This window comes from Nonomuraea aridisoli (assembly GCF_003236395.1).
Lineage (GTDB): Bacteria > Actinomycetota > Actinomycetes > Streptosporangiales > Streptosporangiaceae > Nonomuraea > Nonomuraea aridisoli.
Map to the genome: position 1 here is coordinate 1 of NZ_POUD01000391.1, position 6,696 is coordinate 6,696.

General features: G+C 70.1%; 7 protein-coding genes. 4 read left to right on the forward strand and 3 right to left on the reverse strand.

What is annotated here, in order from left to right; all coding sequences use genetic code 11:
* Nucleotides 1-43: 43 nt before the first annotated feature.
* Nucleotides 44-1,705, reverse strand: a complete 1,662-nt coding sequence (locus tag C1J01_RS44940; RefSeq protein ID WP_111185126.1) for a class I adenylate-forming enzyme family protein — start codon at nt 1,703-1,705, stop codon at nt 44-46.
* Nucleotides 1,706-2,114: 409 nt separating this feature from the next.
* On the opposite strand from C1J01_RS44940, the gene C1J01_RS44945 reads away from it, so the two are divergent.
* From C1J01_RS44945 to C1J01_RS44955, 3 genes are all read left to right on the forward strand, one after another.
* Complete coding sequence (locus tag C1J01_RS44945) at nt 2,115-3,731, forward strand: endo-1,4-beta-xylanase (RefSeq protein WP_235855093.1); 1,617 nt, start codon at nt 2,115-2,117, stop codon at nt 3,729-3,731.
* A gap of 132 nt (nt 3,732-3,863) precedes the next feature.
* Entirely contained in the window at nt 3,864-4,679 is an 816-nt protein-coding gene (locus C1J01_RS44950) for a maleylpyruvate isomerase family mycothiol-dependent enzyme (protein WP_111185128.1), read from the forward strand.
* Nucleotides 4,680-4,915: 236 nt separating this feature from the next.
* Nucleotides 4,916-5,191: a hypothetical protein gene (locus C1J01_RS44955; protein WP_111185129.1), complete on the forward strand. Its 276-nt coding sequence runs from the start codon at nt 4,916-4,918 to the stop codon at nt 5,189-5,191.
* 54 nt (nt 5,192-5,245) lie between these two features.
* On the opposite strand, the gene C1J01_RS44960 is transcribed toward C1J01_RS44955, so the two are convergent.
* Both C1J01_RS44960 and C1J01_RS44965 read right to left on the reverse strand, forming a co-directional pair.
* Entirely contained in the window at nt 5,246-5,851 is a 606-nt protein-coding gene (locus tag C1J01_RS44960; RefSeq protein ID WP_111185130.1) for a VOC family protein, read from the reverse strand.
* 57 nt (nt 5,852-5,908) lie between these two features.
* The gene (locus C1J01_RS44965; RefSeq protein ID WP_111185131.1) at nt 5,909-6,340 is read right to left on the reverse strand and encodes a PPOX class F420-dependent oxidoreductase; all 432 of its coding nucleotides are present in this window, start codon (nt 6,338-6,340) and stop codon (nt 5,909-5,911) included.
* 27 nt (nt 6,341-6,367) lie between these two features.
* Between C1J01_RS44965 and C1J01_RS44970 the strand changes: the two genes are divergently transcribed.
* The gene (locus C1J01_RS44970) at nt 6,368-6,559 is read left to right on the forward strand and encodes a DUF4240 domain-containing protein (RefSeq protein WP_111185132.1); all 192 of its coding nucleotides are present in this window, start codon (nt 6,368-6,370) and stop codon (nt 6,557-6,559) included.
* Nucleotides 6,560-6,696 lie beyond the last annotated feature (137 nt).

Here is a 6,696-nt window from a genome sequence, read left to right on the forward strand (position 1 = left end):
GGGTGCTCCAGGGGGGTGAGCACTCGCCGCGCCGCCCGGGGGGTCAGGCGCCGAGGATTTCGCGGCGGAGGTGGGTCTTGAGGATCTTGCCGCCGGGGTTGCGGGGGAGTTCGGCGTCGCGGAACCAGACGTGTACGGGGATCTTGAACTTGGCGAGACGGTCGGCGAGGAACGCCTGGAGGTCCTCCAGGGTCACGGACCGGCCGGGGGACAGGCGGATGACGGCGCCCACCTCCTCGCCCAGCTCTTCGTGCGGGATGCCGATCACCGCGACGTCGTCCACGGCCGGGTGCTCGAACAGGGCGGCTTCCACCTCGGCGCAGTAGACGTTCTCGCCGCCGCGGATGACCATGTCCTTGGCCCGGTCGACGATGTAGACGAAGCCCTCCTCGTCGATCTTGGCCAGGTCGCCGGTGTGCACCCAGCCGTCGATGAAGGTCTGGGCCGTGGCGTCCGGCTTGTTCCAGTAGCCGAGGATGACGTTGGGGCCGCGCAGGCAGAGCTCGCCGACCTCGCCCGGCGGCAGTTCGTTGCCCGTGGGGTCGACCACGCGGGCGTCCACGACGGGGGACGGCCTGCCGATGCTGTCGGGCTTGGCGTGGTAGTCGGCACCGCCGTTGCCGATGGCCAGGGCTGTCGTCTCGGTCATGCCGTAGCCGTTGGAGGGGGCGCGGTTGGGGAGGTGCTCGGTGATGCGCTCCAGCAGTTTGGGCGGGGCGGGGGCGCCGCCGTAGCCGAGGGCGCTCAAGGACGACAGGTCGTACTTGCCGAAGTCGGGGTGCGACATGAGCTGCCAGGCGTTGGTCGGCACGCCGATCATCGCGGTGATCCGCTCGCGCTCGATCAGCTGGAGGGCCTTTCCGGGGTCCCACTTGTACATGAGCACCAGGCCGCCGCCGCTGAACATCGTGGTGATCATGGCGGAGAAGCAGCCGGTCGCGTGGAACAGCGGGACGGTCAGCAGGGTGACCCTGCGGACCGCGGACACCGTCGCGAAGTCCTTGCCGGCCAGGGCGGTCGCGCGTGCGGCGCCGTACGCGGCCAGCATGGGGGCCTGGCCGATGTTGCGGTGGCTGCCGAGCGCGCCCTTGGGGCGGCCGGTCGTGCCCGAGGTGTAGAGGATCGTGGCCGGGTCGTCGGGGGCCAGGGTCACGTCCGGGAGCCGCACGTCGGCGGCGGGCTCGCCGACGACGTCGGAGAAGGCGCGGGCGCCCTCCGGCAGGTCGCCGCGGGTGACGATCATCGGCACGCCGGTCGAGGCCAGCCGCACCGCGCGCTCCCCGTCCGCGATGAGCACCTTGGCGCCGGAGTCGCTCACGCCGTAGGCCAGCTCGGCCTCCGTCCACCAGGCGTTGAGCGGGACGGCGATGGCGCCCGCGGCGAGCACGGCGGAGAACGCGATCACCCATTCGGGGTAGTTGCGCATGGCGATGGCGACGCGGTCGCCCTTGGTGACGCCGTACTCCTCGACCAGGCGGCCGGCGAGGGTGGCGGCGCGGCGGAAGTGCTCCTCGAACGTGATGTGCTCGTCCTCGTACACGAGGAAGACCTTGTCGCCGTGGAATCGGCTCATCTCCAGCAGCGCGCGGAAGTGCGCCGGTGCGTGCTTCCATGTTCGTACGCCGGTGTCGCCGATCTCCTCGATCTCGAACAGCTGGCCGGGTCCGGTGAGTTGGGCTTGGACCTGGGCGTGCGTAAGAGACATGCGCAGAACTCCCGCAGTGGACGAATATTCCGGAAATCACAGTACCGACCGGTCAGTACGTCGCGCTAGAGCTGCCGAAACGGCCACCGGCGGCGGTTTCGGATCTTGGGTGCCGGGGGATGGTGAATTGATGCCGTAACGCGGCCGTAACGTGCCTCAGGCTTGATGCCGTCACATCGGCGCTTCCGGCGAAGATGGCATGAAAGTTTCATGCTTTTCCCGATACTTTCCGATCGCAAGCTGCTGCTTTAGGGATGCCGAGGTGGCGGCATTGACCGCCCATTGGCATGTCAATACCGTCGGCGATGCGGTCCGTTCGTGGCCGAAACTTTCGGAACCGAGTGCCTTCCTCCGGAGGTCGATGTCCGTGCATTCGTCCAAGGTCCTCAGAGTCCTCGCGTTAGCGGGGATGGTCGCAGCCTTCCTCCTGCCCGCCGGCTCGGCGCAGGCGTCCGCGTCCCTGCGCACGCACGCCGAAGCCCGCGGCAAGTTCATCGGTACGGCGCTCGCCACCGGCCCGCTGTCCAACGAGACCTCCTACCGCACCATCGCGGGCCGGGAGTTCGACCAGGTGACGGCCGAGAACGCGATGAAGTGGGACGCCACCGAGCCCAGCCAGAACCAGTTCACCTTCTCCGGCGCCGACGCCGTCGTGAACTTCGCGACCCAGAACGACCAGCAGGTCCACGGCCACACGCTGGTGTGGCACAACCAGACGCCGGGCTGGGTGCAGAACCTCGGCGCCACCGCGATGCGCGACGCCATGCGCAACCACATCAGCCGCGTCGTCGGCCGTTACGCCGACAACCCGGCCGTGGTCTCGTGGGACGTCGTCAACGAGGTCTTCGAGGAGAACGGCGACTTCCGCAGGTCGTTCTGGTACAACACGCTCGGCGAGAGCTTCATCGCCGACGCCTTCCGCGCCGCCCGCGCGGCCGACCCCGACGCGCGGCTGTGCATCAACGACTACAACGTCGAGGGGATCAACGCCAAGAGCACCGCGATGTACGACCTGGTCTCGGAGCTGCGCGGCCAGGGCGTGCCGGTCGACTGCGTCGGCTTCCAGGGCCACCTCGCGACCCAGTACGGCTTCCCGAACGACCTCCAGCAGAACCTGCAGCGCTTCGCCGCCCTCGGCGTCCAGGTCCGCATCACCGAGCTGGACGTGCGCATCCAGATGCCGAGGAGCGCCGCCAAGGACGCCACCCAGGCCACGTACTACCGCAACGTCGTCAACGCCTGCCTGGCCGTCACCGCCTGTGCCGGCGTGACGATCTGGGGCTTCACCGACCGCTACTCCTGGGTGCCCGACACGTTCCCCGGTGAGGGCGCCGCGCTGATCTACGACGAGAACTACCAGGCCAAGCCGTCGTACACCGCCGTGCATGACGCGCTGGCGGGCGGCACGAGCACCGACACCACGCCGCCGACCACGCCGGGTGCGCCGAGCGCGGGCAACGTCACCTCCAACACGGCCGCGCTGACCTGGACGGCCTCCACCGACAGCGGCGGCAGCGGACTGGCCGGCTACAACGTCTACCGCGAGCAGGGCGCGAACGACACGCTGCTCGGGCAGAGCACCACCAACTCGCTCACCCTGACCGGCCTGACGCCGAACACGGCGTACCAGGTGTACGTCCGGGCGCGCGACGGCGCGGGGAACCTGTCGGCCGGCTCGCCGCTGGGCACGTTCACCACCCCGAGCGGCCCGGGCGGCAACGGCGGCTGCACCGCCGTGGGGACGGTGCAGAACCAGTGGAACAACGGATACGTCGTCCAGCCCGTGACCGTGACCAACACCGGCACCTCCGCCATCAGCGGCTGGACGGTCACCTTCACCCTGCCCCCGGGGCACACGCCGGCCGGCTCCTGGAACGCCACCCTGACCGTCAGCGGCCAGACCGTCACGGCGCGGAACGCCGGCTACAACGGCAACCTCGCCCCGAACGGCAGCACGACCTTCGGCTTCCAGGTCAGCCGCCCGAACGGTGACACGCAGACGCCGTCGGGCTACACCTGCGCCTGACGGCCACGGACGAATCCCCTGGGGCCAGCCCGCCTGCCCGCCCGGCACCGGTCCGCCCCAGGGGATTCTCTCTTCCGGGAATATTGACAGTTAAACCGCTCCGGTCTGTCGTTCGCGTAGGAGGTGAACGGCATGAACGAGTGGGATGCCACCTCGTACGCGGGAAAGGACACCATCCTGCGGGTCGTCCGGGAGGAGGCCGAGCGGTTGTTCGCGCTGGCCGAACCGGAGGAGGCCTGGGAGGCGCCGACGGCCTGCGCGGGCTGGGCGGTGCGGGACGTGGTCGCGCACATCGCCGACACGACGGAAGGGTACTTCGCCGCCTTCGACGCGGCCCGCGGCGGCGGGGACCCGGGGGCGGCCTACGGGCTGCCCGGCATGGGCGCCCGGGTCAACGAGCAGGCCGTGGCGCTGCGCGGGATCGCGCAGAAGGAGCTGCTCGACCGGCTCAGGGCGGACTTCGAGCGCATGCAGGACATCCTGCGCGGGCTCGCCGAGGACGAATGGGACGGGCTGATCGTCCCGCACTTCTACATGGGGCCGCTGCCGGCGTACTTCTACGCGGCGGGGCAGCTCATGGACTACGCCGTGCACGCCTGGGACATCCGCCAGGGCGCCGGACGGGCGCACGCGCTGCCGGGGGAGGCGGCGGACCTGCTGGTGCCGTTCATGTTCGTGCTGTGGCAGTCGACCGTCAGGAAGGACGCGGACCTGACGCCGTTCGAGCTCGGGGTGCGCGTGGGCGGCGTCAACGGAGGCGACTTCCGCGTCTCGGTGGGGGACGGCGGGATGACGTACGAGAAGGGGAGCCTCGCGGGGCTGCCGGCGGTCGTCGAGTTCGACGCGGGCAGCATGGTGCTCACCACGTTCGGAAGGGTCAACGCGGGCACGGTGCGGGGTGACCTGGCCGTGGCCGAGCGGTTCCTCGACCTGTTCTTCCGCATCTAGCCGACCGGCCCCGTCCTCGCGGGGACGGGGCGCGGTTGGGGTGACGGCGTGATCCGCCTGCCGCCCCGGTGGGGCTTCCGTGCGATGGTCTTGGTCGCGGCGTTCGTCGTCTGCTGGTGGGAGAGCGTGCCGTCCCCCTACACGGAATCGATCGTCGTCGTGATCTTCGCGCTGGTCCCGCTGGTGTCGACGCGGACCTGCCGTTCAAGGCGCGGTTCGCGAGCTCGCAGGGCGGTATGGAGCGGTTCGCGCGGGAGGTCGTCGAGCGTGGCGACCAGGCCGACCCCGTGTGCGGATGGGCAGGGCTCTACCACGTGTGCGGCGTCCACGCCGACGTGGAGAAGGGGGACGTGTCCTACGTCCGGCTGGACATCAACGACCGGCCCCTCGCCAGTACGCGGTGCTTCGCCTGGGGGGTTGAGGGCGGGCACCCGTCCTACGCGGAATACGAGGACTGGGTCAGGCCGCTGTCCGGCCGCTGGTCGGGGTGCCGGGGACGGGACGGCTGGTGATCGGGCCGCTCGAGCGCGGATCTCCGGCGCGCGCCGCCGGAGATCCGCACGAGGTCAGCGTTCGAGAGTGATGCCCTCGCGGGCCAGGTCTTCGATGACGCCGTCGACCAGGCGGGTGGCGACCGTGTGACGCAGACGGCCCTCGTCGCGCAGCTCGCGCACGGCGGGCACCGGGTCGGGGTCGGCGAACAGGCGCTCGTCGGAGTGGTCGGCCGGCCTGCCGGTCGGGTCGATGGTCCACCAGGACGCCTCCAGCGCGATGCCGTTCGGGTCGCTGAAGTAGATCGAGCGCAGGAAGCCGTGGTCGATGACGTCGGTCACCTCGCAGCCGTGCTCCTTGAGCCGGTCGCGCAGCCTGAGCAGGGCGTCCTCGTCGGGCAGGTGCAGCGACAGGTGGTCGAACTGGGCCGCCTTGGCGTACGGCACGCCGGCCGGCTTGGCGAAGCTGTCGATGGGCTGGTCGGTGTACTCGAAGAAGGCGATGCAGCTGCCCTCGCCGATGTCGAAGAAGTAGTGCCGGAAGGCGGGCAGGGCCAGGGTGGCGACGAGACGGGCGTCGAGCACGCCGTGCCAGAAGCGCACGGTGGCGTCCATGTCCGTGGTCACCAGGGCAAGGTGGTGCACGCCACGCCAGTGCACCGTGTCGGGGGTCGCAGCCATGGCGCAATCGTATGCCTTTCAACTATCTCCGGTAAGTCACGGGTCCCTGTCCTGGGGTCAGCGGAGTTTCGCGCCGTACACGTGCTCGACCGTCATCACCATGAGCACCCGGCGGTCGGACACCATCACCGACCGGTACTCCTCCCAGTCCGGGTGCTCGCCGGCGGCGCGGCGGTAGTAGTCGACCAGCGCCTCCACCTCGGGCCCGCGGGGGTCGGCTCCCGGGCCGGTGAGCGTCGCGACGCCGTCGGCGGTGGCCCACGCCCAGCCGTCGGGGCTGGTGACCTCCAGGGAGACGCGCGGGTCGCGGCGCAGGTTCGCCGTCTTGGCGCGGCCCTCGGTCATCGACACGTAGATGAGATCGGCCTGCTGGTCGTAGAACGGCATGACGGGGGAGAGCTGCGGGCGGCCGTCGGCCTTGATCGTCGCGAGCACGCCGAGCCGGCTTCCGGCCAGTAGGGTACGCGGGTCGTACGGTGTGTCGGTCATGAAGCAATCCTGAAGGTTCACACCGATATGAAGGTCAAGCCCGGTCGATCCTCGGTCAGTGCCGCGGCGCTGATCCACGAGGGCTACTCCGGCGACGACGGCTTCCTGTGCTTCCGGCTGTGGCTGGTGGCTCATGGGAGGGCGGTACCGATGAGCGACTGGGACGAGGAGCGGGAACGGCCGTGGCTTGAGGCCCGACACGCTGCGCAGCATCGTTGAGGGGGGTGCCCTCGGGACGGGCCTGGAGTCTGCGCGACCCCGAGGAGGTCCGGTGCCACGCGCCCCGGCTCGCTGAGCTCTTTCTGCACAGGATGCCGTGGGGTACGCCGATGGGGAGGTTGCGGACGGCGGGGGGC